Source organism: Nonomuraea ferruginea (genome assembly GCF_039540635.1).
GTDB classification, from domain to species: Bacteria; Actinomycetota; Actinomycetes; order Streptosporangiales; family Streptosporangiaceae; genus Nonomuraea; species Nonomuraea ferruginea.
Genome location: NZ_BAABFD010000010.1, coordinates 275625 through 301039, shown reverse-complemented (window position 1 = coordinate 301039; position 25415 = coordinate 275625). Strand labels below are relative to the sequence as shown.

Here is a 25415-nt window from a genome sequence, read left to right as displayed (position 1 = left end):
GCGCGGCCGGAGAGGACTGGCGATGGACACGACGTTCTGGGAGGAGGCGGACCGCCTCCTGGTCCGCTACGGAGGCACTTTCACCCCGCGGGTCATCGAACGGGCCTCCGGCGCGCATGTCTTCGACCGCCAGGGCAGGCCGATCCTCGACTTCACCTCGGGGCAGATGAGCGCCATCCTCGGCCACGCGCACCCCGACATCGTGGCCACCGTCTCGTCCGCGGTCGCGTCGCTCGGCCACCTCTACAGCGGCATGCTCAGCGCCCCGGTCGTGGACCTCGCCGCCAGGCTCACCGCGACCCTGCCTCCGGCGCTGGGCAAGATGCTGCTGCTCACCACGGGGGCGGAGGCGAACGAGGCCGCGATCAAGATGGCCAAGCTCGCCACCGGCCGCTACGAGATCGTCTCCTTCGACCGCTCGTGGCACGGCATGACCCAGGGCGCGGCCTCGGCGACCTTCTCGGCCGGGCGGCGCGGCTACGGCCCGCCGACGCCGGGCAACCTCGCGCTGCCCGCGCCGAACGCCTACCGGTCGCCGTTCCGGTCCTCCGACGGGTCGCACGACTGGGAGGCGGAGCTCGCCTACGGCTTCGCCTTGGTCGACCAGCAGTCGGCTGGGAGCCTCGCCGCCTGTCTCGTCGAGCCCATCCTGTCGTCGGGCGGGATCATCGACCTGCCGCCCGGCTACCTGCGCCGCCTCAGGGAGCTGTGCGACGAGCGCGGCATGCTGCTGATCCTCGACGAGGCGCAGACCGGCCTCGGCCGCACCGGCGCCATGTACGCGTTCGAGCGCGACGGGGTCGCCCCCGACATCCTGACGCTGTCGAAGACCCTCGGAGCCGGGCTGCCCGTGGCGGCCGTCGTCACCACCGCCGAGATCGAGCAGGTCTGCCACGACCGGGGCTTCCTCTTCTACACCACGCACGTCTCCGACCCGCTGGCCGCCTCCGTCGCGCTGACGGTGCTGGACGTCATCGAGCGTGACGCCCTCGTCGAGCGCGCCGCACGGCTCGGCGACCGGCTCGCCGACCGGCTGCTCGATCTCCGCGACAGGTACGAGGTCGTCGGCGACGTCCGCGGCCGTGGCCTGCTCCAGGGCATCGAGCTGGTGGAGGACAAGCGGAGCAAGGCGCCCGCCGACGCGCTGGGCAACGCCGTCACCTCGGCCTGCCTCGAACGGGGCCTGCACATGAACATCGTCCAGCTGCCCGGCATGGGAGGCATCTTCCGCATCGCCCCGCCGCTCACGATCACCGACGACGAGCTGCACACCGGCGTCGACATCCTCGAAGCGTCGCTCAAGGCCGTGGCCGGGTGAGATGACCCCGGATATGGTGCTGCGGTGATCCGGGACGCTTCGGCCGCTTCCGCGCCGCGCCGCGCCGGCATGCGGCAGGTCGCGAAAGAGGCGGGCGTCTCCCCGACGACCGTGAGCAACGTGCTGAACAACCCCGAGCTCGTGGCCGAGGAGACGCGCCGGCGCGTGCACGCGGCCATGGAGCGCGTCGGCTACCTGCCGAACGACGCCGCCAGGCGGTTACGGGGCGCGCCCAGCCCGCTGGTCGGCGCGGTGACCCTCGACATCGCCGGCCCGTTCTTCACCGAGGTGTGCCGAGGCGTCGAGGACAGGCTGCTCCAGGACGGCTGCATGCTCATGACCTGCAGCACCGACCTGCAGCCGGGGCGGGAGCAGCACTACCTCCAGGAGCTGGAGAAGCAGGGCGTGCGCGGGGTGCTCATCACGCCGGTCGAGACCGACCTGGACCCGCTGGTCACCCTGGCCGGGCGCGGCGTCCCGGTGGTGCTGCTGGACCACAGGTCCGACGGCCGGCTGTGCTCGGTGTCGATCGACAACCAGTGGGGCGGCGAGCAGGTCGCCACCCACCTGATCGAGCTGGGGCACCGGCGGATCGCCCTGCTGGGCGCGTCGATCGAGGTGCAGCAGACCGCCGAGCGCCACGCCGGGGTGCGCAGGGCGTTCGAGCGGGCCGGCCTGGACCCGGGCAGGGGCGTGCTGGACGTCCGGGTGCCGTCGCCCGACATCACGGTGACCGCAGCGGCGGCGCTGGAGGACGTGCTGAGCGCCGCCGACCCGCCCACCGCGATCCTCTGCCTCAACGACGCGGCGGCCCTCGGGGTGATCGGCGGCCTGCGCGAACGGGGGATCGCGGTGCCGCAGGAGATGTCCGTGGTCGGGTACGACGACGTGGCGTTCGCCGCGCAGCTCGCCCCGCCGCTGACCACGGTGTGGCAGCCGAAGCGCGAGCTGGGCCGGGTCGCGGCGGAGCTGCTCCTGGACGAGGCCCGGCCGGGTCACCGGCACCAGAAGCTCGTCTACCGGCCGCGGCTGGTCGTCCGCGAGTCGACGGCGGCGCCCCGCCGCTGAGCGCGCCGATCCCGAAAGTTTCATGCTTCCGCGCCCGGCCCGCCGCTCTGACCTGAAAGGTAACAACCCGGCCCGTCAGGAGAGCCCGGCCACGATTGAACTCTGAGCAGGGGATTTCTACGGTGTAGGCGCTCAGCGGTCCATCGAAACCTCCCTTCTGATTGGACGCTCAATGAAACGTTTATCCCGTCCCACGCACCTCGTCGCGGCGCTCGGCAGCACGGTCTGCCTGGTGGTCGCGGGTGCCGTCGCCCTCCCCTCGCACGCCGCGGCGGTGGCGTGCGAGGTCGACTACGCCGTGGCCGCCCAGTGGCCCGGCGGGTTCACCGCCAACGTGACCATCCGGAACGTGGGCGAGGCGGTCGACGGCTGGCGCCTCGACTGGTCGTTCACCGCCGGGCAGCAGGTCAGCCAGGCGTGGAACGCCACCGCCACGCAGAACGGCTCCGCCGTCAGGGCCGTGGACGCCGGCCACAACGCCGCGATCCCGCAGGGCGGCAGCGCGACGTTCGGCTTCAACGCCTCCTGGAACGGCTCCAGCAACCCCGCTCCCGCCTCGTTCGCGCTCAACGGCGTCACCTGCACCGGCGACCCCGGCGAGCCGACCCCCACCGTGACCCCCACGGTGACCCCGACCGTCACGCAGACGCCTGTGCCCGAGGGGAACAAGCAGGCCGAGGACCTCGACCGCGGCCTGATCAGCGTCCGCTCCGGCAGCGGCAACCTGGTCTCCTGGCGGCTGCTGGGCAACGAGGCGCGCGCGACGTCCTTCAACGTCTACCGGGGCGGCACGCGCGTCGCGACCGTCACGAACTCCACCAACTACCTGGACTCCGGCGCGGCGAGCGACGCCTCCTACACGGTGCGCCCGGTCACCGGCGGGACCGAGGGCCCGGCCTCGGAGCCCGCGCTCCGGTTCGCGAGCGGCTATCTCGACGTGCCCATCTCGCCGCCCAGCGGCGGCCACCACGCCAACGACGCCAGCGTGGGCGACCTGGACGGCGACGGCCGCCTGGACCTGGTGCTGAAGTGGGAGGCGAACAACTCCAAGGACAACTCCCAGTCCGGCGTGACCGACCCCGTCTACATCGACGGCATCAAGCTGGACGGCACCCGCCTGTGGCGGATCAACCTGGGCCGCAACATCCGCGCCGGCGCGCACTACACGCAGTTCCAGGTCTACGACTACGACGGCGACGGCAGGGCCGAGGTCGCGATGAAGACCGCAGACGGCACCGTGGACGGCCGCGGCACCGTCATCGGCGTCGCGAGCGCCGACCACCGCAACTCCAGCGGCTACATCCTGTCCGGCCCCGAGTATCTGACCATGTTCAACGGCCAGACCGGCGCCGCCATGTCCACGGTGAACTACGACCCGCCCCGCGGCACCGTCTCCTCCTGGGGCGACAACTACGGCAACCGGGTGGACCGGTTCCTGGCCGGCACCGCCTACCTGGACGGCCGGCGGCCCAGCCTGATCATGGCCCGCGGCTACTACACCCGCAGCGTGATCGCCGCCTGGGATTTCCGCGCCGGCGCGCTCGTCAAGCGCTGGACGTTCGACTCCAACGCCTCCGGCAACGGCTCGTACGCCGGCCAGGGCAACCACGCGCTGACCATCGGCGACGTGGACGGCGACGGACGCGACGAGATCGTGTACGGCGCGGCCGCCATCGACGACAACGGCCGCGGCCTCTGGAACGTCGGATGGGGCCACGGCGACGCCGCCCACCTGGGCGACCTCAACCCCGCCAGGGCGGGCCAGGAGTACGTGAAGATCTCCGAGTCGGCGAGTCGGCCGGGCCTGTACATGGTCGACGCCCGCAACGGCCAGGTGCTGTGGCAGACCGGCACCGGCTCCGGGTCCGACGGGGAGGGACCGGGCCGCGGCGTGGCCGGAGACGTCTACGCCGGCAGCTCAGGCGCCGAGTCCTGGGCCGCGGGCGCGGGACAGAACGGGCTGCGCAACACCTCCGGCACGGTGGTCGGCCGCCAGCCGTCCTCGGCCAACTTCCTGTCATGGTGGGACGGCGACCCGGTGCGCGAGCTGCTGGACCAGACCCGGATCGACAAGTACGGCACCGGCGGCGAGACCCGCCTGCTGACCGCCTCCGGGGTGCACAGCAACAACGGCACCAAGGCGACCCCGTCACTGTCGGGCGACATCCTGGGCGACTGGCGTGAAGAGGTCATCTGGCCCACCACCGACGACCGCGCCCTGCGGATCTACTCCACGCCCCACGCGACCACCACCAAGATCCACACCCTGCTGCACGACCCGCAGTACCGGGTGGCCCTGGCCTGGCAGAACACCGCCTACAACCAGCCGCCGCACCCGAGCTTCTTCATAGGCGACGGCATGGGCACCCCACCCCAGCCCGACGTCTACCTGCGCTGATCGCCGGCGGAGGCCGCGGGAGAGCGGGCGCCGACGGCGGGCGCCAGGAAGATGGCGGAGACGACGAAGGCGAGCACCACCAGCATGGCCGCGCGCAGACCCCAGTGGTCGCCGAGGAAGCCGAGCGCGGGCGGGCCCACGAGGAAGGCGATGTAGCCGATCGTGGCCACCAGGCTGACGCGCGCGGTCTCATCCGGTCCCGACTCTCCCGCGGCCGACAGCGCGACGGGGAAGCCCAGCGACGCGCCGAGGCCCCAGAGCAGCACCGCCGTCCCCGCCAGGACGGCGTGGTCCGAGAAGATCACCACGAGGAGGCCCAGCGCCCCGAAGACGGCGCTGGCGCGCATGACGGCGGCGCGCCCGTAGCGGTCCAGGAAGAAGGCGCCGCAGAAGCGGCCGACGGTCATGGCGGCGGCGAACCCGGTGTAGACCAGGGAGCCGGACGCGGCGCTGAAGCCGTGCCCGTCCACCATGAGCAGCGGCAGCCAGTCGTTGGCGGCACCCTCGGCCAGGGCCATCGCCAGCACGATCGCGCCGATCAGGAGAAGCCTGCCGTCCTTCCAGACCTGCGGCTTCGACCGGCCGGTGCGGGTCTCGTCCGGCAGGCTCCTCCCGGTGCCCGCGGGGATGGCGCGGATGGCGTACCAGAGGATCGCGGCGGTGATGAGGGTGACCGCGGCCAGGTGCCAGTGGACCGGGAGGCGAGCGGCCGTGGCCGCGATGCCCGCGCAGGCGCCGATGACGGTGCCCAGGCTGAAGCAGCCGTGCATGGTGGGCATCGTCGTCGTGCCGCTGATGCGTTCGACGTCGGCGCCGTCGACGTTGATGGCGACCTCGCCCGCTCCCATGCCCGCGCCGAACGCGAACAGGCCCGCCGTGACCAGGAGCGCGGACGACGTCAGGGCGCCCGCCGCGATGACCGCCGTGCTCGCGACGATCAGCCCGGTGCCCGCGCCGATGACCGGCCGGGTCCCGTAACGGGAGACGAAGCGGCCGGAGCACAGGATCCCGATCATCGAGCCGAGCGACAGGCCGAACAGCACCAGGCCCATCTGGGCGGTGGACGCCTCCAGCCGGTCGCGGAGGTCGGGGGTGCGGGTCACCCATGACGACAGCGCGATCCCGGGGAGGAAGAAGAACAGGAACAGGGCGTGCCGGCGCCGGCGCGTGGCGAAGTCCATGCGGGGAGATCTCCGTGGGGGTGCGGACAGTCCGGCAGGTCTGGGGCTTCCGCGCCCACCGAGCGTACAGATGCATGTTAATGGGGACGTTGATGCACATTCTGCCCCGATCCGATCTTGTCGTGCCGGGCCGGATGTACGCGACAAGATCCCAGCTATTGACGCCGTACGGCACTTGTCTGCATCTTCTTATGCGAGTTGTCGAACACGTGTGAGCAGCCATCGAGCGTTGCATCCGGTGGGGCGTCGCACCAGCAGGGAAGGTGATCGCTTGTCCCGGCCCGGTACGGCCCCCGCTCCGGCGCGGACGCCCGCGTGGCGCTACGCCATCGGGATGTTCGGCACATCGATCCCGATCAACATGATCAAGGGATCGATGATCCTCTTCTACGTCGACATCCTCGGGCTCGACGTGCGCGCCTACGGCGTGGTCATGGTGATCTACGCGATCATCGACGCGATCGACAACCCCGTGCTCGGCCACCTCTCCGACCGCACCCGGAGCCGGTTCGGCCGGCGCCGGCCGTGGCTGCTCGTCGGCGCGCCGATGCTCGCGGCCTGCATGATCGGCTTCTTCTCCGCACCGGCCTCGCTGGACGGCATCGGCCTCCTGCTCTGGTTCGCGGTGTTCGCGATCCTCTGCGAGGCCTTCGACTCGATGCTCAACGCCAACTACGGAGCGCTGCTCCCCGAGCTCTACCCGCGCGAGCGTGACCGCGCCGTCGCCAACGGGCTGCGCCAGGGCTTCCAGCTCGTGGCGCTGGTCATCTCGCTCGCGGTCACCCCGTTGCTCACCACGCAGGTGTTCGGCACCGAGGAGACCACCCAGGGCTTCCAGACCACCGCGATCATCTACGGCGTGATCGCGCTCGTCGTGATCGTGTTCATGGCGCTCGGCGCCCGCGAGAACCCCCGCTACTCCACCCGCGAACGGCCGCCGCTGCTGCGCAGCGTGTGGTCGATCGTGCGCAACCGGATGTTCTGGACGGTCGGGCTCACCGGCGCCTGCTACGGGATCGCCATGGCGCTCGTGCTCTCGGGCATCCAGCTGTACGTCCGCTACTCGCTGGGGCTCCCGGTCGGCAACGCGCTCTACCTGCAGGGCATCGTCATCCTCGTCTCGGCCGGCGGCCTCGTGGTGTGGACGCGCGTCGTCGCGCGCCGCGGCGCCCTGTGGGCCTGGCGGGTCGCCTTCGCGGTCCTCGCGGCCAGCTTCGCCGCCCTGTTCCTCGCCACCGACCTGGTCACCGCGATCGCCGCGGGGGTGCTGGTCGGGGCCGGGTGGTCGGGGATGCTCGCGACGAACGACCTCATCGTGGCGCGGGTGCTGGACGCCGACGCGGCGCGCAACGGTGAACACCGCGAAGGGCTCTTCCTGTCGGCGTTCGGCTTCTTCGGCCGGCTCAACGGGATCGTGACCGGGCTCTCGCTCACCTCGCTCGGCGTCTTCTTCGGCTACAACTCCGGCGACGACCCCGGCGCCGACCCCGGCCTCGCGTTCCGCGTGTACCTGTGCGTCTACCCGTTCATCCTGACCACGATCGGCGCGGTCGCGGCCCGCTTCGTCTCGGTCCCCCTCGAAACACCCCCCGAAGCCTCCGAACCACCCTCTGGCCCCGCATCCCCCACCCCAACGGCGGACCCACCCCACGGTTCGGCGACGGAGCCGCCGCTCGGTGCGGTGGCCGAGCCACCGGGTTCTGTGGCCGGGGCGTCACCTGGTTCGGCGGCGGAGCCGCCTTCAGGTGCGGTGATTGGGCCGCCATCCGATTCTGGGGAGGGGCCGTCCTCCGGTTCGGTGGCCGAGCCGTCCTCTGGGGTTGGGGACGAGGCTGTGGAGGGGCCGCGGTGAGTCGCCGGGTCGTGATCACGGCTGATGACCTCGGGCGGGAGAGCGGGACGACCGAGGTGATCGTGTCGCTGCTCGCCGAGGGGCATGTCAGCGCGACGACGCTCATCTGCGTCTCGCCGGTCGCGGAGGAGGCGGCCGGACAGGTGCGCGAGCTCGGCGTACTGCCTAGGGTGCACGTCACGCTCACGAGCGAGCGCGGCGTCCCCCGGTGGCGGCCGCTCGACGGCGCGGCCAGCCTGGTCGAGCCGGACGGGACGCTCAGTGTGGATCCGATGGCACTGGGCGCTCGCGGGGAGGCCGGGGACGTCATCGGGGAGGCGGACGCGCAGCTGCGGTGGATGCGGGAGCGGGGTTTCACCCCCGTGGCCGCCGACTCCCACGCCGGCACCCTCTACGGCCTGCACGGCAGGTCGTGGCTCGCCGAGGCGCTGGAGTGGTGCGCGCGCCACGGCCTCGCCTTCAGGCTGCCCCGCGACCCGGCGCCGTACTTCGGCGGGCCGCTCCCGCCGCCGCTCGCGGCCCTCCACGAGCGCGCCGTCGCGCACGCCGACGCGCTCGGCGTGGCCATCCCCGAGACGATCGCGACCAACCGGAGCACCGCGTCCGAACTCGGCGCGTACGAGCGACTCCGGGACGACTACCTCCGCCGGCTCGCCGCCCTCCCCGAGGGCACGAGCGAGTTGTTCCTGCACCCGTCACGCGAGGACGCGGTCGAGGGACCGGACGGCGTCGTGCGCTCCTGGGAGGCCCGGCTGCTGCGCGACCCGGTCTGGCACGACGCACTCCGGCGGGAGGACGTCGAAGTCGTCGCGGGCTGGTGGCCCTGACGCGGGCTTCCCCGTACGGATGATCGAGCCCTACGCGGCTTCCACCTCGCCGGAGGAGGCGGCGCGGGCCGGGAGGAGCAGGGCGGTGACGACCACGACCACGGACAGCGCCGCGCCGATCACGAAGGCCAGCCGCATGCCGCCGAGGTCGGCGAGCACCTCGGTGACCCCCGCCGCCGCCAGCGCTTCGGAGCGCGTGCTCATCACGGTGATCACGAGCGCGGTGCCGAAGGCCGCGGCGACCTGCTGCAGCGTGCTCAGGATCGAGCTGCCGTGGGAGTAGAGCCGCGGCGGGACCGCGCCGAGCCCGAGGGTGAACACCGGGGTGAACGTCGCGGCCAGGCAGACCGACAGCAGCGTGTGCAGGCCGAGGATCTGCCAGTAGGGCATGGTCATCGAGACCTGGGTGAAGCCGGTGAGCGTGAGCATGATGCCGATCGCGCCGGGGATGACCAGCACCCGGCCGCCGTACTTGTCGAACAGGCGGCCGACGGCCGGGCCGAGCAGGCCCATGGCGAGGCCGCCCGGCATCACCAGCAGCCCGGTCTCCAGGGCGCTGAGCCCGCGGACGCTCTGCAGGTAGAGCGGCAGCAGGATCATCGAGCCGAGCATGGCCATGAAGGACACCGCCATCATGATCAGCGCGATCGTGTAGGTGCGGTGGCGCAGGGTGCGCAGGTCGAGCAGCGGCACGCCGCGCTTCTGCAGCGACAGCTGGCGGAAGACGAAGACGGCGATGGTCGCCAGCCCGGCCGCCACGATGGCGGCGGCCACCCGGACGTCACCGCCCTCGAACCGGCTGAGCCCGTAGACCAGGCCGCCGAAGCCGGTGGCGGCGGCTGCCACGCTGAACCAGTCGACGCTGCCGATCTGGGGAGTGCCGACGTTCTCCAGCCGCTTCAGGCCGCCCCACGCGATCAGGGCGGCGATGGGCAGCACCACGGCGAACAGCAGACGCCAGGACCCGAACTGGAGGATCACCCCCGAGACCGTCGGGCCCATCGCGGGCGCGACCGACATGGCCAGGGTGACGTTGCCCATCACCCGGCCCCGGTCCTCCTGGGGCACCACCCGCATCAGCGTGGTCATCAGCAGGGGCATCATCACGGCCGTGCCGGACGCCTGGACGATGCGGGCGGCCAGCAGCACCTCGAACGACGGAGCGACGACGGCCAGCGCCGTGCCGGCCAGGAACAGGCCCATCGCGGTCGAATAGGCGGCGCGGGTGGTGACGCGCTGCAGGAACCAGCCGGTGATCGGGATCACCGCCGCCATGGTCAGCATGAAGGCGGTCGAGAGCCACTGCGCGGTCTGCTCGGTGATGTGCAGCGCGGCCATCAGCTGGGGGATCGCGTTGATCATGATCGTCTCGTTGAGGATGACCACGAACGTGGCGAGCACCAGCAACCGGATCACGGCCGGTGTGCGGCCCGGGGTGGTGGCCACGGGCTTGGCAGGTGGGTCGAGCAGTCGGCTGGACACGGTACCTCGATCGGGATCGTGGGGCGAGACATGGTCATGGCCGGCATCCCGGCACTGTGACTCACTGGAAGTCGTGGTCATGTACAGACTGACGGACGCCACTGACAAAACTCATCGACGACGCCCAGCCTTCCGCCACCCGCCAGGAAATGTCACCCGATTTTCCGCCGAGAAAACTATGCACTCCAGATAGGGAAGAGGCTTCGTCAAGGAGTCGCCGTAGGGGTCAGGGGGCGAGGAGGGTCGCCGCGAGCACGGTGGCGAGCCATTCCTCGTACTCGGCCTCGCTCCACCCGCACACCTCGGTCAGCTTCTCGAAGTTCTCCGTCGAGGTGAGCACGTAGATCTGCGCGGCCGCCCTGCCGGGGTCGAGGCCCGGGCGCAGCGCGCCGAGAGCGTGCAGATGCTCGGCCGGTCCGCGGCTTCCGGTCAGCCTTTCCCGCTCGATCCCCGCCAGCACGTCGCGCAGCCCGGTGTCGGACGGGGCCGCGGCGGCCGCCGCGCGCAGCACGCGGTGCACGGGGGTGACGCGCCGGAGGATCGAGGTGGCCATCGCGGCGTACCGGGCCAGCTTGCGTGCCGGGTCGGGCTCCTCGATGATCGCCCGGACCCCGGGCCGGTCGCTCTGCGGCACGGCCAGGGCGTCCCCGGCCAGCGTGATGTCGTAGACCAGCTTCGCCAGCGCGGGCTTGCCGCCGGGGCAGGACGTGTAGAGCGTCTGAACGGCCACGCCGGCGTCGCGCGCGACCTGCGCCATCGTGGTTTCGGCGTACCCCTTGCCGACCATCAGCTCCCGCGCCGCCGTCGCGATCCGCAGCCGGGTCGCCCGCGCGTGCTCGCGGCGCAGGCTGCTGGAGTACGAGCGGCGCTTCCTCGGCTCAGTCATCGCCACCATGCTTCCAGATCTATTGACTGGATTCATCTCTAATGAAAAAGTGCTGATCCAGCCAAAAGGAAGGCATGCTGATGTCCCTGGCTCTCAGCGCGTCCAGGATGGTGGCCCTGTTACTGGTCGGCGTGTACGCGGGCGGCGTCCTCTTCGTGGTGCTCGCCCCGTCCGTCGGCCGGATCCCGGGGCCCGCGTACGTCCGCTACTGGCAGGCGCTCAACGCCGACTACGGCCAGCGCATGCCGCCGCTCCTGCTGATCAGCGTCGCGGCCCTGCTCGTCGTCGCGGTCCTGTCATGGCAGCGCGGATGGCTCGTCTTCGGCCTGAGCGCGGCCGCCCTGACCCTGGTCGTCCTCACGGTCGCCCTCACCGTCGCCGGGATGGAACCCCTCAACCAGGCCGCGAACGCCTGGGACCCCGACGCGCTGCCCGCCGGCTGGGACGAGATCCGTCAGCGGTGGCTCAACCTGCACCTCGTACGGACCGGGCTCGCCCTCGCGGCGTTCGCGTGCCTGATCGTCGCCCGGACCGCCGACTGAAAGGTGCTATTCGAACAGGTCCGCGGGCCCCGTGCCGTGACGGAGGATCTCGGGCTCGCCCTGCGAGAAGTCGACGACGGTCGTCGGGGTGGCGCCGCACTCGCCGGAGTCGATGACGGCGTCGACCGCGTGGTCGAGCCGCTCCTTGATCTCCCAGCCCTGCGTCAGGGGCTCGGTCTCGTCCGGCAGCAGCAGCGTGCTCGACAGCAGCGGCTCGCCCAGCTCGGCCAGCAGGGCCTGGGTGACGACGTGGTCGGGGATCCGCACGCCGACCGTCTTCTTCCTGGGGTGCAGCAGCCGCCGCGGCACCTCCTTGGTGGCGGGCAGGATGAACGTGTAACCGCCGGGAGTCGCCGCCTTGACCAGGCGGAACACGGCCTTGTTCACGTGCACGAACTGACCGAACTGGGCGAAGTCCCGGCACACCAGCGTGAAGTGGTGCTCGTCGCCGAGGCCGCGGATCTCCCTGATCCGGTCGATGCCGTCCTTGTTGCCGATCCGGCAGCCCAGGGCGTAGCACGAGTCGGTCGGGTACGCGATCAGCCCGTCCGCGTGCAGCAGATCCACCACCTGGTTGATCAGTCGGGGCTGGGGGTTGTCCGGGTGTACGTCCAGGTACTTCGCCACCCTTGGATCTTAGGAGCGGGCAAGGGGTGACACGACACGCGGCCCCCGTACGGGGTCACACGCCGCCGGGCTCGGCCGTCCGCTCCCACATCGACCGCATCTCGGCGAACCCCTGCTCCATGATGTCGACCATGGCCTGCCTGGCCCGCTCGCCGTCGCGCCGCTGGAGCGCCTGGGCCACGTCGATGTGGAGCTGCAGCGCCTGCTCGTGGGGGTAGTGGGGCATCAGGTGGTAGTGGTGACGTCCGGCCAGCACCTCGGCGACGATCAGTTGCAGTTTGGCGAACATCTCGTTGCCCGAGGCGGCCAGCACCCGGCGGTGGAAGTCGATGTCCAGGCTGAGGAAGCGCGACTCGTCGCCGGCCTTCCCCGCGGCCCACATCTTGGCCGCGAGCCCGACCAGCTCGCTCGCCTCGTCGTCGCCGATCCGCTCGGCGGCCAGCCAGGCGGCGTGCGGCTCGATCGCGGTCCGCAGCTCGGTGATCGAGCGCATCTGCGCCATCCGCCCGCCGGAGGCGAGCCGCCAGCGGATCACCTGCGGGTCGAAGACGCTCCACGCGCCGGCGGCCTGGATCATGATGCCGACCCGGCGCCGGGTCTCGATGAGCCCCATGGAGGCGAGCACCCGCAGCACCTCGCGGATGACCGAGCGGGAGACCTGGTAGCGGTCGACCAGGTCTTCGATGCTCAGGACGGAACCGGCGGCCACGTCGCCGTTGCAGATGGCGGTGCCGAGATGGTCGAGGACTCGTGCGTGCAGCCCAGCCTCGGCAAGGGATCGCTGAGTGGGTGCGCCCCCTGGGGAGGACTGGTTCACGGCTGAAAGCATATCAGTTGACGCCAAGCCTTGAATAAATCAGCTTTTTTGCCCTAACATCCCGGCATTAGTCAGATGTTAGACGAGTGTGGCGCCCTTCAGGGGGGCGGCGGCCATGCCAGAAAGGCGAGATGACGTGCGACGTCGATCGATAACCGGTACTTCTCTGGCCGTGGTTGTCGCCATGAGCCTGACCGCCTGCGGCGGAGGCGACGGCGGCGGCGGCGCGTCCGACACGGTCCGGGTCACCCTGGCCAACCACGTGTGGACGGAGAACGTCAAGCAGGCACTGCCCGAGTTCGAGAAGCAGACCGGGCTCAAGGTGGAGATCACCCAGCTCGGCGAGGACCAGCTCTCCGACCAGTACAACGTCAAGCTCAACGCCGGCTCGGCCGACATCGACGTGATGATGTACCGGCCCCTGCAGGAGGGCAAGCTCTTCGCCAGGAACAAGTACCTGGCCGACCTCACGGAGCAGGTTAAGTCCGAGAGCTGGGACTTCAGCGACTTCCAGCCCGGCCCGGCGCAGTCCACCACGTACGAGAGCAAGCCGGTCGGCATCCCGATCATCACCGAGCAGGAGGTCCTCTACTACCGCAAGGACCTGCTGGAGAAGGCCGGCCTGAGTGCCCCGCCCAAGACCCTGGACGAGCTGAAGGCCGCCGCCGCCAAGATCAAGGAGTCGGAGCCTGACGTCGCCGGCTTCGTCGCCCGTACGGGCAAGTCCGCGGCGGTCACCCAGTTCTCCAGCTTCCTCTACAGCTTCGGCGGCGACTTCGTCGACCAGAGCGGCAAGTCGGCGGTCGGCACCGACGCGGCCAAGCAGGCGTACGCCTACTACGGCGAGCTGATCAAGGACTACGGCCCCGCGAACGTCAGCACCGACATGGGCTGGCCCGAGGCGATGGCGATCTTCACCCAGGGCAAGGCCGCCTTCTACACCGAGGCGAACTCGCTCTACAAGAACGCCACCGACGCGGACAAGTCCAAGGTGTCGGACCAGGTGGGCTTCGCGCCGTTCCCGGCCGGCCCGGCGGGCTCGAAGCCGTACAACATCCCGTCGTGGGCGCTGGGCATCAACGACGCCTCCGAGAACACCGAGAACGCCTGGAAGTTCATCGAGTGGGCCACGGGCAAGGAGCAGACGCTCGCCCAGCAGAAGTCCGGCGTGCCGGGCGCCCGGACCTCGGTCTGGGCCGACCCCGAGGGCGTCTCGACCTTCCCCGAGGACCTGGCCGAGGCCATCGCGGCCAGCACCGAGAACGGCGTCGGCCATGACCGGCCGCTGGTGGTGAAGGTCGCCGAGGCCCGTGAGATCGTCGGCCAGCCGATCGTCGACGCGATCACCGGCAAGGACGCCGCGGCTTCGGCCGACACGGCCCACACCGCCTTCCAGCAGTTCCTGGACGACGAGGCCGAGTAAGCGGCACGCGCGGGCGGCGGGCCGAGCGCCCGCCGCCCGCCCACCCCTGGAGACCTCATGGCAACGATCACCAGCAAGGCGCCGAGCGGCGCCTCCGGCACGCCCGGCTGGGTGCGCTGGGTCAACGACCACCGCAAGTGGCTGTTCGCCGCGCCCGCGATGACCTTCGTCGCCGCGCTGCTCGTGTTCCCCCTGGCCTGGACCGGGTACCTCAGCCTCACCGACGCCGAGGGATCGGTCCGCGCCGAGAGCGAGTTCGTCGGCTTCCAGAACTACCTCGACGTGCTGTCCGACACCACCAGGTTCTGGCCCGCCGTCGGCCGGACCGCCACGTTCACCGGCGTCGCGCTGCTGTTCGAGATGGTCCTCGGGATGGCGATCGCGCTGCTGCTCTGGCGGCCGTTCAAGGGGCAGAAGTGGGTGCGGGTCGCGATCCTGCTGCCGCTCGTCGCCACCCCGGTCGCGGTCGGCATGATGTGGCGGCTCATCTTCGACCCGAACATCGGCATGGCCAACCAGGTGCTCGGCTGGATCGGCATCGGGCCGCAGCCGTGGCTCGCCGGCGAGCACACCGCCCTGCCCACCACGATCTTCATCGACGTGTGGCAGTGGACGCCGATGGTGGTGCTTATCCTGCTCGCCGGGCTCACCTCGCTGTCGGAGGAGCCGCAGGAGGCGGCCAGGATCGACGGCGCCAGCACCTGGCAGCGGTTCCGGCACGTCACCCTGCCGCTGCTGATGCCCACGGTGACCGTGGCGATCCTGCTGCGCGGCATCGACGCGCTGAAGACCTTCGACATCCTCTACGCCACCAAGGGCCGCGGGGGCGGCTCGTTCCACGAGGTGGAGACCCTGAACGTGTACGCCTACGGGCTCAGCTTCGACTACAACGAGTACGGGGTCTCCTCCACCGTCCTCATCCTGTTCTTCCTGATCATCATCGGGGCGATGTGGGCCCTGACCGCCCGGCGCAAGGAGGCGCGGCGATGAGGCCCAGTCTCGCGTACCGGGTGTTCCGGGTGGCGGCGCTCACCGTCGTGGTGCTCGCCCTGGTGGCGCCGCTGGTCTGGATGGTCGCCGCGGCGTTCAAGACCAACGTCGACATCTACGACCCGGGCAAGGCCCTGGTGTTCTCGCCCACCCTGGACAACTTCGGCAAGGTGCTCCAGCAGGCGAACTACGTCACGTTCATCGTCAACAGCCTCTGGGTGGCGTTCGCCGCCACGGTGGCGTCGCTGATCCTCGGGCTGCCGGCCGCCTACTCGATGAGCCGGTTCAACATGCGCAAGTCCGCGCTGGTGGTGCTGATGGCCCGGATCATCCCCGGCGTCTCGCTCCTGGTGCCCTGGTACTACGTCTTCTCCAACCTGCGGATGGTCGGCGGCTACGAGGTGCTGATCATCAGCCACATGTTCGTGTCGCTGCCGCTGGTGGTCTACATCATGATGGGCTACTTCGACAGCCTGCCCACGGAGCTGGAGGAGGCGGCGCTGGTCGACGGGCTGACCCACATCGGCGCGTTCCGCCGCATCACGCTGCCGCTGTCGGTGCCGGGCATCGCGACCGCCGGGATCCTGTCCTTCATCTTCTCCTGGAACAACTTCATGTTCGCGCTCGTGCTCTCCGACGCCGACACCAAGACGCTGCCCGTCGCGATCTTCGACTTCGTCGGGTACGCCAGCATCGACTGGGGCGGCCTGATGGCCGCGACCACCGTGGTCACCCTGCCGATCATGGTGATCGCCCTGTTCGTGCAGAAGTACGTGGTCTCCGGCCTCACCGCCGGCGCGACGAAGGGCTGAGCCGATGACGACCATCGCGCGCGTCGAGACCTTCCTCGTCGCCCCCCGCTGGCTGTTCGTCCGGGTGGAGACCGGCTCCGGGATCGTCGGCTGGGGCGAGGCCACCTGCGAGGGGCGTTCCGAGACCGTCAGGGCCGCCGTGGACCAGCTCGCGGAGCTGCTGATCGGCAAGGACGCGCTGCGGATCGAGGACCACTGGCAGGTGCTGACCAAGGGCTCGTTCTACCGCGGCGGCCCGATCCTGGCCAGCGCCGTGGCGGGCCTCGACCAGGCGCTCTGGGACATCGCCGGCAAGCACTTCGGCGCCCCGGTGCACCAGCTGCTCGGCGGGCCGGTACGGGACCGGATCCGGGTGTACGGCTGGGTCGGCGGCGACGAGCCGGGCGAGGTCCGCGACCACGTCGCCGCCCAGGTCGAGGCCGGGCTCACCGCGGTGAAGATGAACGCCTCGGGCAGGATGAGCCCGGTCGCGTCGGTCGCCGAGCTGAACGGCGTGGTCGCCCGGGTGGCCGCCGCCCGCGAGGTGCTCGGCGACCACCGTGACGTCGCCGTCGACCTGCACGGGCGGTTCACCCTCGCCAGCGCCCGCCGGGTGGCGCCGCTGCTGGAGCCGTACCGGCCGCTGTTCCTGGAGGAGCCGGTCGTACCGGAGAACTCGCACCTCATCGGCGAGTTCGTCCGCTCGACCACCATCCCCGTCTCGACGGGGGAGCGGCTCTACAGCAGGCAGGAGTTCCTGCCCGTCCTCCAGGCCGGCATCGCGGTCGCCCAGCCGGACCTCTCGCACGCCGGCGGCATCACCGAGGTGCGCAAGATCGCCGCGCTCGCCGAGGTGTACGACGTGCAGCTCGCCCCGCACTGCCCGCTCGGCCCGATCGCCCTCGCGGCCTGCCTGCAGGTCGGCTTCGCCACGCCCAACTACCTGATCCAGGAGCAGAGCCTCGGCATCCACTACAACCTGGGCGCCGACATGCTGGACTACTGCGTGGACAAGACCCCGCTGACCTTCATCGACGGGTACGTCGAGCGGCTCACCGGGCCCGGCCTGGGCATCGAGGTCGACGAGCAGGCCGTGCGCTCGGCCGGCAAGCGGGCACACGCCTGGCGCAGCCCCGTCTGGCGGCACCGGGACGGCTCCTACGCGGAATGGTGACCATGACATCCGACTTCACCGCCACCCTGGCCGCCACCCGGCTGCTGGCGATCATCCGCGGCTCCGGCGGGGCGGCCGCCGTCGCCGCCGGGACCGCGCTGCTCGACGAGGGCGTCCGCGTGCTGGAGGTGGCCCTGACCACCCCCGGCGCGCTCGACGCCATCGCGGCCATCCGGGCCGCCGCGCCGGCCGGCACGCTGGTCGGCGCCGGCACCGTGCTCACCGAGGCGGACGTCGCCGACGTGGCCGCCGCCGGCGCGCAGTTCGTCGTCACCCCGGCCGTCGTCGACTCCATCGGCGCGGCGGCCAGGCGAGGGCTCCCGGTCGCCGCCGGAGCGCTCACCCCGACCGAGGCGTACACCGCGACGCGGATGGGCGCCGCCGCGGTCAAGCTCTTCCCCGCCTCGCTGGGCGGCCCGGCCTACCTGAAGGCGCTGCGCGACCCGTTCCCGCACCTCCCGTTCGTCGCGGTGGGCGGCGTCGGCCTGGCCGAGCTGCCCGGCTTCCTCGCCGCCGGCGCGATCGCGGCCGGCGTCGGGGGGCCGCTGGTCGGCGACGCGGCGTCCGGCGGCGACCTGGACGCCCTGCGCGAGCGGGCCCGCGCCTTCCTGGCCGCGACGTCGTGACCCCTCGTTGAGAAAGGCATCCACGTGAAGATCACCGCAGCGGACGTCATCGTCACCAGCCCCGACCGCAACTTCGTCACCCTCAAGATCACGACGGATGACGGGATCACCGGGCTGGGCGACGGCACACTCAACGGGCGGGAGCTGGCGGTCGCGTCGTACCTGGCCGACCACGTCGCCCCCCTGCTGATCGGCCGGGACCCGCACCGCATCGAGGACACCTGGCAGTTCCTCTACCGCTCGGCGTACTGGCGGCGCGGCCCCGTCACCATGGCCGCCATCGCCGCCGTGGACGTGGCGCTCTGGGACATCAAGGCCAAGGCCGCCGGGATGCCGCTCTACCAGCTGCTCGGCGGAGCCTCCCGGAACGGGATCATGGCGTACGGGCACGCCTCGGGCCGCGACCTGCCGGAGCTGTTCGACTCGATCCGCCTGCACCTGGAGCTGGGGTACCGGTCGATCCGGGTGCAGACCTCCGTGCCGGGGGTCGACGCGGTGTACGGCGTCGCCGCCCAGCCGAGCATCGACGGCAAGCGGTACGACTACGAGCCGGCCCAGCGCACCCCGCTGCCCGCCGAGGAGGACTGGGACACCCGCGCCTACCTGCGCCACCTGCCCGGCGTCTTCGAGGCGGTGCGGAACGAGTTCGGCCCCGAGCTGCCGCTGCTGCACGACGGGCACCACCGGATGACCCCCATCCAGGCGGCCAGGCTCGGCAAGGACCTCGAACCGTACGACCTGTTCTGGCTGGAAGACTGCACCCCGGCGGAGAACCAGGAGGCGCTGCGCCTGGTCCGGCAGCACACCACCATCCCGCTGGCCATCGGCGAGGTCTTCAACACCGTGTGGGACTACCAGACCCTGATCCGCGAGCAGCTCATCGACTACGTCCGCTCCGCCGTCACCCACACCGGCGGGATCACCGCCATGCGCAAGCTCCTCGACTACGCCGCCCAGTACCAGATCAAGTCCGGCATCCACGGCCCGACCGACATCTCGCCGGTCGGCATGGCCGCCGCACTCCACCTGGACCTGGCGATCCACAACTTCGGCATCCAGGAGTACATGCGGCACGGCGCGGCCACCGACGAGGTGTTCCGGCAGTCGTTCAGCTTCACCAACGGCTACCTGCATCCCGGCGAGCTGCCGGGGATCGGCGTGGAGCTCGACGAGGAGGCGGCGGCGCGCTTCCCGTACCAGGCGGCCTACCTGCCGTTCAACCGGCTCAAGGACGGCACCGTCCATGACTGGTGACCGTCCGCCCACCCGGCACATCGTGGTCATGGGCGTGTCGGGCGCGGGCAAGACGACCGTGGCCCGCGGCATCAGCGAGGCGACCGGGCTGCGGTTCGCCGAGGCGGACGAGTTCCACTCGGAGGCGAACGTGGCCCGGATGCGCGCCGGCGTCCCGCTGGACGACGCGGACCGCTGGCCGTGGCTGCGCGACCTGGCCTCCTGGATGGCCGACCGGCACGCCGAAGGCGTCTCCACCGTCCTGGCGTGCTCGGCGCTCAAGCGCGCCTACCGCGACGTCCTGCGGCAGGGCCCGCCGGACGTGGAGTTCGTCCACCTCGACGGGGCCCCGGAGCTGATCAGGGACCGGATGACCCGCCGCACCGGCCACTACATGGCGGCCAGCCTGCTCGACTCGCAGCAGCAGATCCTGGAGCACCTCGATCCGGACGAGTCCGGGATGGTGCTGGACGTGGCGCTGTCACCGGACGAGCTGGTGGCGGCGGCGCTCACCCGTCTCGGCCTGCCCGGCCGGATGTTTCCCTCTGGTGAAATTATCTGAACGTCCTTGTCCTTAATGCCCGGTTACCGGTACAACGTCAGAGATAGACAGGACTCTGACCGGTGAACTGGCACGCGGGAGCGTTCAGTGAACGGAAGGCCTGACTGAACACGTCGTCTCTTCCGTGTCCCCCAGGAGGACCCCCATGGCCGGATTCTCACGTGCGGTCGCCGCCGGCTCGCTGCCGATGTCGCGCAGGTCGGCGCTGCGGCTCGGCGGCGGCGTGGCGCTGCTGCTCGCCGCCGGGTGCGCCGCCGGGACCAAGGGGGGCGAGCAGCCGCAGCCGTCGGGGGCCGCGTCCGGCGGGGAGGGCGGCGCGCTGCGCATCGCGGTGGGCGGCTACGTCAGCAGCTGGGACCAGGACTTCGTGGGGTTCGACCTCACCGCGCTCATGCTGTTCAAGAACGTCTTCCCCTACATGATCGACTACGGCGTGAAGGACGTCGGCGGGGCGCAGATCCTCGACACCGAGAGCATCGCCCCCACCTTCGCCGAGTCGTTCGAGCCGGACGCCGACAACAAGGTCTGGACGCTGAAGCTGCGCAAGGGCGTCAAGTTCGCCAGCGGCAACGAGATGACCGCGGCCGACGTCAAATGGTCCAAGGACCGGGCGTTCGCCGCCAAGGCCAACGTCGCGGGCGTCTACCGGCTGATCGGGCTCACCGAGGCCGACCAGGTCAAGGTGGTCGACGACTACACGGTGGAGTTCCACCAGGCGTTCCCCAGCGCGCTCACCCGGCAGATCCAGGCCATCTCCCTGTACGTCTTCGACTCCGCCGAGGCCAAGAAGCACGCCACCGACGCCGACCCCTGGGCCAAGGAGTGGTTCGCCAAGAACCCGCCGACCGGCGGCTACTTCGAGGTCTCCAAGGCGGTCCAGGGCCAGGAGATCGAGCTCAGCGCCAACACCGGCTACCCCGGCCAGGACCCGGCCAGGCTGAGCACCATCCGCCTCACCGTGGTCTCGGCCGCCGCCACCCAGCGCCTCCAGCTGGAGGCGGGCGACGTGGACATCGCCCTCGGGATGAGCCGCCGCGACGTCGCCGACCTGAAGGACGCCCAGGGCATCAAGGTGATCTCCGCGCCCAGCAACAACCAGGTGGCCATCCAGATGTCGGTCGCCACCGCGCCGTTCGACGACGTCAAGGTGCGCCAGGCGCTGGCCTGCGCGGTTCCGTACGAGCAGATCATCAGCAACGTGTACGGCGGCGACGCCCGCCCGGCCAAGAGCCTGGTGCCGCTGGACATGCCGGGTTACGCCGAGACCGGCTACCCCTACGCCTACGACCTGGACAAGGCGAAGGCCCTGCTGGCCGAGGCCGGCAAGCCGTCGATCAGCTCCGAGCTCGTCTTCGAGGCCGACAACGCCGAGCAGCAGCAGATCGCCGTGCTGGTGCAGAGCGAGGCCAGGAAGGCCGGCATCGAGCTGAAGCTCGCCCCGCTGGACCCGGCGACCCTCGGCGAGCGCCGCGAGAAGAAGAGCATCCCGTTGCAGCTCACCGCCGGGCAGCTGTGGGTCAACGACGTCGAGTACATGCTCGGCACCAGCTTCACCAAGGGCGCCAACCTGAACTACTCCAACTACGTCAACGACGAGATCGAGAAGATCTTCGAGCAGTCGCACACCACGGTGGAGGAGGCCGAGCGGCTCAAACTGTGGGCCCGGGTGCAGGAGATCCTCGCGGCCGACGTGCCGTGGGTGATCATCTGCCAGCCGAACTTCACCCTCCCGGTGCGCGAGGAGGTCGCCGGCTGGGTCCAGCCGATGGACGGCCTGGCCCGCCTGCGTTACCTGACCAAGGCATAACTGTGCGGATCGCCCGATTCGCCGCACGGCGCCTGCTGCAGGCCGTGCCCGTCCTCCTCGGCGTCGTCGTGGTGACGTTCGTGCTGGTCCGCGTGCTGCCCGGCGATCCGATCCGGACGATCCTCGGCCCCAACGCCACGGAGGCCGACGCGGCGGCGGCGCGTGCCCGGTACGGGCTGGACCAGCCGATGTGGCAGCAGTTCGTGGACTACCTGGGCGGGCTGTTCACCGGTGACCTGGGCGTGTCCATCCAGAGCGGCCAGTCGGTGATGGGCGAGATGGCCGTCCGCCTCGGGCCCACGCTGGAGCTCGTCGTGATCGCCGTGACGATCGCGACGGTGCTGGCCACCGTGCTCGGCATCTGGTCCGCGCGCCGCGCGGGCCGCGCCGGTGACCACACGCTGCGGGTGCTGGCCCTGGTGGGCAACTCGCTGCCGGAGTTCTGGCTCGGCCTGGTGCTCATCCTGGTCGTGTACAGCGGCCTCGGCTGGGTGCCGGCGCCCAGCGGCCGGGTCGACCCGGACACGAACCTGTCGCTGATCACCGGCGCTGACCTGCTGGACGCGGTGCTCACCGGCAACGGCCCGGCGTTCGCGTCGGCCGCCGGCCACCTGGTGCTGCCGGTGGCGACCATGGTCGTCGTCATCGTGGCGCCGCTGATGCGCAGCGTGCGCGCCTCGGCGCTGGAGGTGCTGGGCTCGGAGGCGTACCGGGCGGCCGCCGCGCACGGCCTGCCGGAACGCACGCTGCTGCGCGGCTATCTCGCCCGCGCCGCCCTGGTGCGGCTGCCCGCGCTGGCGGCGCTGGTGTTCGGGTTCGCGATCGGGTCGACGGTGCTGGTGGAGTACGTCTTCTCCTGGCAGGGCTTCGGGCAGTGGGCGCTGCGCGGGCTGCTGTTCCGGGACTACCCGGTGGTGCAGGCGTCGGTCGTGGTGATCGCGCTGTGCTACACGCTGATCTTCCTGATCGCCGACGTGGTGCACGCCGTCCTCGACCCGAGAGTGAGGATCTGATGGCCGACCTGACCACGGCGGGGGAGGCCGGCCCGCCGCGCGCCGCCGCCGCCGCGGACCGCGGCTTCGCCACCACGCTGATCCGGACCGGGTCGGTGATCCTGGGGCTGGTCGTGCTCGCCGTGCTGATCGGGCCGCTGCTGGTCCGCTGGGGACCCGAGGAGATCGACGCGGCGGCCTCGCTGGCCCCGCCCGGCGGGGCGCACCCGCTGGGGACCGACGTCAACGGCATGGACATCCTCAGCCGGGTGCTGCACGCGGGCCGCCTGGACCTGGGCGTCGCCGTCGCGTCGGTCGCCCTGGCCGTGGTGCTCGGCACGCTGCTCGGGATCGTCGCCGGGTACCGCGGCGGGCTGGTCGACGACGTGCTGATGCGGATCCTGGACGTGTTCCAGGCGTTCCCGGCGTTCATCCTGGCGCTGGCGGTCGCCGCCCTGCTCGGGGGCGGCGTGCCCGAGCTGATCCTGGTGATCGCCCTGGTCAACGCGCCCGCGTACGCCCGTCTCGTCCGGGCCGAGGTGCGCACGGTGCGGGAACTGCCGTTCGTGGAGGCGTCCAGGACGTCGGGATCGTCCGGCCTGGGCACCCTCTGGCGGCACGTGCTGCCCAACAGCCTCACCCCGGTACGCGTCATCGCGCCGCTGAACTGCGGCTGGGCCATGCTCACCCTGGCGGGGCTGTCCTTCCTGGGTCTCGGCGTCACCGTGCCGACGGCGGAGTGGGGGGCCATGATCAGTCTCGGCTCGGCGGACGTGGTCGCCGGGCGCTGGTGGACCTCGGTGCCGCCCGGCCTGCTCCTGCTGGTCAGCGTCCTCGGGTTCAGCCTCCTCGGCGAAGGGCTGCAGGAACGCGCGGGGGTCACCCGATGACCCTGCTCGACATCCGGGACCTGAAGGTCGCCATCGGTTCCGTACAGGCACTCGCCGGCGTGGACCTCACGGTCGCGCGCGGCGAGGTCGTCGGGCTGGTGGGGGAGAGCGGCGGCGGCAAGAGCATGATCGCCAGATCGGTCGTGGGGCTCCTGCCGGACGGCGCCCGCGCCACCGGCCAGGTCCTCTTCGAGGATCGGGACGTGCTGACGATGGACGCCGCGGCGCTGGCGGCGCACCGCGGCGCGGGCGCGGCGATCTGCTTCCAGAACCCGCGCGGCGCGCTCAGCCCGACCCGCGTCATCGGCCGCCAGCTCACCGACCGCCTGGTGACCCACCAGGGCATGGACGCCTCCCAGGCGCGCTCGGCGGCGGTGGACCTGTTCGAGAGCGTCGGCATCCGCGCGGCGGCCCGGCGGTTCGGCAGCTACCCGCACGAGCTCTCCGGCGGCCAGGCGCAGCGCGTCATGATCTCCCTCGCCACCGGCTGCGCCCCTGGACTGCTCATCGCCGACGAGCCCACCACCGGCCTGGACGTCACCCTCACCCGCGAGATCCTGCTCCGGTTCCGCGAGGCGGCCGACGAGGAGGGCCGCGGCGTGCTCCTCATCTCCCACGACCTCGCGTCCATCGCCCGCATCTGCGACCGCCTCGTCGTCCTGAACGCGGGCGCGATCGTCGAACACGGCCCCACCACCGCCATCCTGACCACCCCAGCCGCCCCCTACACCCGCACCCTCCTCGCGGCCGTCCCCACCCTCCCCACCCCAACCCCCCACCCCGCCGAGTCCGGGGAATCCGGGGAGGCCAGGGAGGCCGGGGAGGCCGGGCAGGCCGGGCAGGCCGCAGGTTCCGCCGACTGCGCCGATCCCGCCGACCGTGCGCGGCCCGTAGGTGCGGGGGTGTCTGCCGAGTCCGGCGAGTCCGGCGAATCCGTCCCTTCCGCCGGTTCCGGTGATGAGGTTGTGCGGGTTGAGGATGCGCATGTGGTGTACGGGAGCCGGTTCGGGGCGGGGGGGCACCATGCGCTGCGTGGGGTCAGTCTGACTGTGCGGGCGGGGGAGACCGTGGGCGTGGTCGGCGAGAGCGGGAGTGGGAAGAGCACGCTGGCCCGGCTCATGCTCGGCATGATCACCCCGTCGCGGGGAGTGGTCACGCTGGCCGGGCAGGAGCCGTCACGTCTGCGCGGGCGGGAGCTGCGCGCCCTGCGCTGCCGCGCCCAGCTCGTGTTCCAGGACCCGATCGGCTCGCTCAGCCCGCGCCGCACCGTCGCCGACGCGGTGGCCGAGCCCCTGCGCGCCGCCGGGGTCAAGGCGCCCGAACGGGCCCGGCGGGTCGCGGCGGTGCTGGAGCGCATGGGCCTGGACGGGACGTACGCCGAGCGCCGCCCGCACGAGCTGTCCGGCGGCCAGGCGCAGCGCGTCGGCATCGCCAGGGCGCTGGCCGGTGAGCCCGACCTGATCGTCTTCGACGAGCCCACGTCCGCGCTGGACGTGACCGTACAGGCGCAGATCCTGAAGGTGATCGGCGAGGTGACGGCCGAGCGGGGCCGCGGCTCGGTGTTCATCTCGCACGACCTGGCCACCGTGCGCGGCTTCTGCGACCGGGTCGTGGTGCTCTACCTGGGCCGGATCGTCGAGGAGGGCCCGGTCGAGGAGGTCTTCGCCCGGCCGCGGCATCCGTACACGATGGCGCTCCTGGCCGCCGTGCCCTCGCTGGACGGCGAGGAGGAGACCGGCCGGGTGCGCCTGACCAAGGACCCGGAGGAGGCCGCCGCGGGCGGCGGCTGCGCGCTCGCGCCGCGCTGCCCGTTCGCGGAGGACGCCTGCCGCACCGAGGAGCAGGAGCTGCGGACCCTGGGCCGCGCCCGCGTGGCCTGCCGCCGCGCCGGCGCGCTTCCCGATCTCGAAGGACCAGAGAGGTGACACA

The 25415-nt window shown here is 71.4% G+C and carries 22 protein-coding genes; 17 read left to right on the top strand and 5 right to left on the bottom strand.

Translation table 11 applies throughout. The features are described 5' to 3' along the window. The first annotated feature begins 22 nt into the window (after positions 1–22). The 3 genes from ABD999_RS20790 to ABD999_RS20780 all read left to right on the top strand — a co-directional run bounded on the left by ABD999_RS20790 (position 23) and on the right by ABD999_RS20780 (position 4784). Positions 23–1318: an aspartate aminotransferase family protein gene (locus ABD999_RS20790; RefSeq protein WP_271276395.1), complete on the top strand. Its 1296-nt coding sequence runs from the start codon at positions 23–25 to the stop codon at positions 1316–1318. Positions 1319–1342: 24 nt separating this feature from the next. After that, complete coding sequence (locus tag ABD999_RS20785; protein WP_148033105.1) at positions 1343–2386, top strand: LacI family DNA-binding transcriptional regulator; 1044 nt, start codon at positions 1343–1345, stop codon at positions 2384–2386. 172 nt (positions 2387–2558) lie between these two features. Next, on the top strand, positions 2559–4784 hold the full coding sequence (locus ABD999_RS20780; RefSeq protein ID WP_271276394.1) for a rhamnogalacturonan lyase family protein: 2226 nt from the start codon (positions 2559–2561) through the stop codon (positions 4782–4784). Here ABD999_RS20780 and ABD999_RS20775 read toward each other — a convergent pair. Continuing rightward, positions 4772–5965, bottom strand: coding sequence for an MFS transporter (locus ABD999_RS20775; protein ID WP_271276393.1), 1194 nt, complete (start codon positions 5963–5965; stop codon positions 4772–4774). The two genes, ABD999_RS20780 and ABD999_RS20775, sit on opposite strands and share 13 nt — an antisense overlap. 271 nt (positions 5966–6236) lie before the next feature. On the opposite strand from ABD999_RS20775, the gene ABD999_RS20770 reads away from it, so the two are divergent. Beyond that, positions 6237–7817 (top strand): MFS transporter, encoded by a 1581-nt coding sequence (locus ABD999_RS20770; protein ID WP_271276392.1) that lies wholly within the window; start codon positions 6237–6239, stop codon positions 7815–7817. Then, entirely contained in the window at positions 7814–8644 is an 831-nt protein-coding gene (locus ABD999_RS20765) for a carbohydrate deacetylase (protein ID WP_345482844.1), read from the top strand. Before ABD999_RS20770 ends, ABD999_RS20765 begins: the two co-directional genes overlap by 4 nt. Positions 8645–8674: 30 nt before the next feature. Here the strand turns inward: ABD999_RS20765 and ABD999_RS20760 are convergent, their stop codons facing one another. Continuing rightward, on the bottom strand, positions 8675–10126 hold the full coding sequence (locus ABD999_RS20760; RefSeq protein WP_271276391.1) for an MDR family MFS transporter: 1452 nt from the start codon (positions 10124–10126) through the stop codon (positions 8675–8677). A gap of 226 nt (positions 10127–10352) precedes the next feature. Beyond that, positions 10353–11012, bottom strand: coding sequence for a TetR/AcrR family transcriptional regulator (locus tag ABD999_RS20755; RefSeq protein WP_271276390.1), 660 nt, complete (start codon positions 11010–11012; stop codon positions 10353–10355). An 80-nt stretch (positions 11013–11092) separates the two neighbouring features. Between ABD999_RS20755 and ABD999_RS20750 the strand changes: the two genes are divergently transcribed. Then, positions 11093–11554 carry a DUF1772 domain-containing protein gene (locus ABD999_RS20750; protein WP_271276389.1) on the top strand — a complete coding sequence of 154 codons (462 nt, stop codon included), beginning with the start codon at positions 11093–11095 and terminating at the stop codon, positions 11552–11554. A gap of 6 nt (positions 11555–11560) precedes the next feature. Here ABD999_RS20750 and ABD999_RS20745 read toward each other — a convergent pair whose 3' ends face one another. Both ABD999_RS20745 and ABD999_RS20740 read right to left on the bottom strand, forming a co-directional pair. Beyond that, positions 11561–12181, bottom strand: a complete 621-nt coding sequence (locus tag ABD999_RS20745; RefSeq protein WP_148033098.1) for an L-threonylcarbamoyladenylate synthase — start codon at positions 12179–12181, stop codon at positions 11561–11563. A gap of 55 nt (positions 12182–12236) precedes the next feature. Further along, positions 12237–12998, bottom strand: a complete 762-nt coding sequence (locus ABD999_RS20740) for a FadR/GntR family transcriptional regulator (protein ID WP_222709044.1) — start codon at positions 12996–12998, stop codon at positions 12237–12239. Positions 12999–13182: 184 nt separating this feature from the next. Here ABD999_RS20740 and ABD999_RS20735 point away from each other — a divergent pair, with 184 nt between their 5' ends. From ABD999_RS20735 to ABD999_RS20685, 11 genes are all read left to right on the top strand, one after another. Continuing rightward, a complete protein-coding gene (locus ABD999_RS20735; protein WP_271276388.1) occupies positions 13183–14421 on the top strand; it encodes an ABC transporter substrate-binding protein in 1239 nt (412 codons plus the stop codon). 57 nt (positions 14422–14478) lie between these two features. Beyond that, positions 14479–15411, top strand: a complete 933-nt coding sequence (locus ABD999_RS20730; RefSeq protein WP_148033095.1) for a carbohydrate ABC transporter permease — start codon at positions 14479–14481, stop codon at positions 15409–15411. Beyond that, on the top strand, positions 15408–16223 hold the full coding sequence (locus ABD999_RS20725; protein WP_148033094.1) for a carbohydrate ABC transporter permease: 816 nt from the start codon (positions 15408–15410) through the stop codon (positions 16221–16223). The genes ABD999_RS20730 and ABD999_RS20725 overlap by 4 nt, the downstream gene beginning before the upstream one ends. Positions 16224–16227: 4 nt before the next feature. Continuing rightward, positions 16228–17376 (top strand): galactonate dehydratase, encoded by a 1149-nt coding sequence (dgoD, locus tag ABD999_RS20720; protein ID WP_271276387.1) that lies wholly within the window; start codon positions 16228–16230, stop codon positions 17374–17376. Between the two features lie 2 nt (positions 17377–17378). Beyond that, positions 17379–18002 (top strand): bifunctional 4-hydroxy-2-oxoglutarate aldolase/2-dehydro-3-deoxy-phosphogluconate aldolase, encoded by a 624-nt coding sequence (locus ABD999_RS20715; protein ID WP_219546267.1) that lies wholly within the window; start codon positions 17379–17381, stop codon positions 18000–18002. 24 nt (positions 18003–18026) lie between these two features. After that, positions 18027–19256 carry a D-mannonate dehydratase ManD gene (gene manD, locus ABD999_RS20710; protein ID WP_271276386.1) on the top strand — a complete coding sequence of 410 codons (1230 nt, stop codon included), beginning with the start codon at positions 18027–18029 and terminating at the stop codon, positions 19254–19256. After that, complete coding sequence (locus ABD999_RS20705) at positions 19246–19797, top strand: gluconokinase (protein ID WP_271276385.1); 552 nt, start codon at positions 19246–19248, stop codon at positions 19795–19797. Before manD ends, ABD999_RS20705 begins: the two co-directional genes overlap by 11 nt. 145 nt (positions 19798–19942) lie before the next feature. Then, the gene (locus tag ABD999_RS20700; RefSeq protein WP_271276384.1) at positions 19943–21604 is read left to right on the top strand and encodes an ABC transporter substrate-binding protein; all 1662 of its coding nucleotides are present in this window, start codon (positions 19943–19945) and stop codon (positions 21602–21604) included. Positions 21605–21606: 2 nt separating this feature from the next. Next, complete coding sequence (locus tag ABD999_RS20695; protein ID WP_148033088.1) at positions 21607–22617, top strand: ABC transporter permease; 1011 nt, start codon at positions 21607–21609, stop codon at positions 22615–22617. Then, a complete protein-coding gene (locus ABD999_RS20690) occupies positions 22617–23486 on the top strand; it encodes an ABC transporter permease (protein ID WP_148033087.1) in 870 nt (289 codons plus the stop codon). The genes ABD999_RS20695 and ABD999_RS20690 overlap by 1 nt, the downstream gene beginning before the upstream one ends. Further along, positions 23483–25411: a dipeptide ABC transporter ATP-binding protein gene (locus ABD999_RS20685; protein ID WP_271276383.1), complete on the top strand. Its 1929-nt coding sequence runs from the start codon at positions 23483–23485 to the stop codon at positions 25409–25411. Before ABD999_RS20690 ends, ABD999_RS20685 begins: the two co-directional genes overlap by 4 nt. Positions 25412–25415: the final 4 nt, after the last annotated feature.